Source organism: Acidobacteriota bacterium, assembly GCA_034211275.1.
Lineage (GTDB): Bacteria > Acidobacteriota > Thermoanaerobaculia > Multivoradales > JAHZIX01 > JAGQSE01.
In genome coordinates this window covers 1-2,500 of record JAXHTF010000227.1, presented here as the reverse complement: position 1 = coordinate 2,500, position 2,500 = coordinate 1, and the positions used below count along the sequence as shown (strand labels likewise).

General features: G+C 66.8%; 3 protein-coding genes (1 of these 3 cut by a window edge). 2 read left to right on the top strand and 1 reads right to left on the bottom strand.

The window, feature by feature from the left end; genetic code table 11:
• On the top strand, positions 1 to 1,389 hold the final stretch of the coding sequence (locus SX243_22835; protein MDY7095821.1) for a two-component regulator propeller domain-containing protein. It extends 1,932 nt beyond the left edge of the window; only the last 1,389 of its 3,321 coding nucleotides appear in the window; its start codon lies off the left edge, out of view; the stop codon is at positions 1,387 to 1,389.
• A 6-nt stretch (positions 1,390 to 1,395) separates the two neighbouring features.
• On the opposite strand, the gene SX243_22830 is transcribed toward SX243_22835, so the two are convergent.
• The gene (locus SX243_22830) at positions 1,396 to 2,073 is read right to left on the bottom strand and encodes a response regulator transcription factor (GenBank protein MDY7095820.1); all 678 of its coding nucleotides are present in this window, start codon (positions 2,071 to 2,073) and stop codon (positions 1,396 to 1,398) included.
• A gap of 144 nt (positions 2,074 to 2,217) precedes the next feature.
• Between SX243_22830 and SX243_22825 the strand changes: the two genes are divergently transcribed.
• The coding region (locus tag SX243_22825) for a response regulator (GenBank protein ID MDY7095819.1) at positions 2,218 to 2,500 on the top strand (283 nt) is incomplete at its 3' end.

Genomic DNA, 2,500 nt, shown 5'->3' with positions numbered 1-2,500 from the left:
GCCGAATGCAACGGCGGCGGGCAGCCCAGCGGCGTTCGCTCCGCCGACGGCCGGCTGTGGTTTGCCACGGTGCGCGGCGTCGCCGCCATGGACCCGCGGCAGATCCTGCGCAACCGCGTGCCGCCGACGGTGGTGGTGGAATCGGTGCAGGTGGACGGGGAGCCGCTGGAGCGAGTGCTGGAGCGGGAGAGCGACCAGGAGGGCGCCGAGGACAGCGACCCCACCGAGCTGAAGCCGGGGCACGAGCGCCTGGAGATCTTCTACGCCGGCAACAGCTTCCGGGCGCCGGAGCAAGTTCGGTTCCGCTATCGTTTGGCGGGCTTCGACCGCGGCTGGATCGACGCCGGCGACCAACGCCGGGCCACGTACACCAACCTACCCACCGGCCGGCTCTACCGCTTCGAAGTGCAGGCGGCCAACGAGGACGGGGTGTGGAGCCCGGTGACCACCGGCTTCGAGATCTTCATCCGACGCCACTTCTGGGAGACGCCGTGGTTCTACCTGCTGGTGCTGCTGGCGGCGGCGGCGCTGGCGCGGCTGGTCTACCACCTGCGGGTACGCCATCTGCTGCACCGTACCGAGCAACTGGAGGCCAAGGTGGCGGAGAGAACCGCCGAGGTGGTCGCCCAGAAGGACGAGCTGGCCCACGCCAACCGCGAGCTGGAAAAGCTCAATCAGGTCAAGAGCGAGTTCCTGGCCATCGCCGCCCACGACATCAAGAATCCCCTGAGCCTGATCTACGGCTACGCCGGCCTGATCGCCGAACGCAGCGAAGAGCCTCGACGCCTGCGCACCATCGGCGGCTCCATCGTCGCTTCGGTGCAGCGCATCCTCAACATCGTCACCGACCTGCTGGACACCACCGCCATCGAGAGCGGCAAGCTGACGCTGCACCCTATGGAGGAGGATCTGGAGACCCTGACGGCGCTGGCAGTGGAGCGCAACCGGCCTCTGGCCCAAGAGCGGGAGATGCGGCTGGTTTTCGAGACCGGCGGCGACGAGCCGCTGATGGCGGTGGTGGACAAGGAACGCATCGGCCGGGTGCTGGACAACCTCATCGGCAACGCGGTGAAGTACGCTCCCCGGCGCTCCACCGTCACCGTCCGACTGCGGCCCGAGGAGCACAACGAGGGGCCCGATGGGCAAACCGTCGCCCGCATCGAGGTCCAGGACGAAGGTCCCGGTGTCCCGGCGGAAGTCCGGGAGCGGATCTTCGAGCGCTTCGAGCGCCTCTCCGGAGAAGCCTACGCCCGCGCCCCGTCCACCGGTCTGGGCCTATCCATCGTCAAACACTTCGTGGAGCTGCACCACGGCCGGGTGTGGGTCGAGAGCGAACCGGAGGAGGGCTCTACCTTCGTGGTCGAGCTACCGGCGACCCTGGCTGAGTAGCCCGCCTCACGATCGCGCCTCCCGCAGCACGTAGCCGAAGCCCTTGACGGTGTGGATCAGCTTGCCCTTGCGCCCGTGGTCGATCTTCTTGCGCAGACGGTGCAGAATGACGTCGATGGTGTTGGTCATGGCGTCGAAGCTGGCATCCCAAACGTGCTCCGAAATCTCCGTGCGGGAGACCACCTCACCCTTGCGCACCAGCAGATATTCGAGCAGAGCGAATTCCTTGGGGGAAAGCTGCACCGGCTCCCCCGCCAGCAGCACCCGGTGCTCCGACCGGTCCATCTCCAGGTCCGCAGCCTTCAGCGGTCCCTGGTAGGTGCGGTGGCGCCGCCGTAGCAGGCTGCGCACCCGGGCCAGGAGCTCGGCGAAGGCGAAGGGCTTGGTCAGATAATCGTCGGCGCCGTGATCCAGACCGTCGATGCGGTCTTCCACCGAATCGTGGCCGGTGAGCATGAGCACCGGCAAGTCTTTGCCCTGCTTGCGCCAGCGGCGCAGGAGCTCAAGACCCGACGGGGCGGGGATAGTCCAGTCCAGGAGCACCAGATCGTAGTCGTTGAACGCCACCATCTCGTCCGCATCCTCCCCGGTACCGACCAGGTCGACGGCGTAACTTTCTTCCCTCAGAACCTCGGCGATCGCCTCGGCCAGGGTCGCTTCATCTTCGACAACCAGAATTCTCATGGCGCAGTGCTCGGGCTTGGGACCTTGAGTGGCGACATTGTACCGTGACCCTCAGAAGGTCCCGAGTATCGTCGGGGAGCAATTCATCTGGCGTTCATCCTGGTTCCGATAGGGTGAATTTCGAGGGGGGCGCGGAGGCAGAGCATGACGCAGAAAATCTTGGTGGTGGAAGACGAGCCGGGACTGGGTGAAGGCATCCTCCGCGTGCTCGAGGAAGACGACTACATTCCCCGGCTGGCGGAGGACGGCACGACGGCCCTGCGTCTCGCCGAGGAGCACGCTCCCGAGCTGATCATCCTCGACCTCAACATCCCGCCACCGACGGGCCTGGAGCTGCTGCGGCGCTGGCGCCGGGAAGGCTGCCAGGAGCCGGTGCTCATCCTCACCGCCCAGGATTGGCTGGAGGCCCGCTACCCGGTCCTCCAGC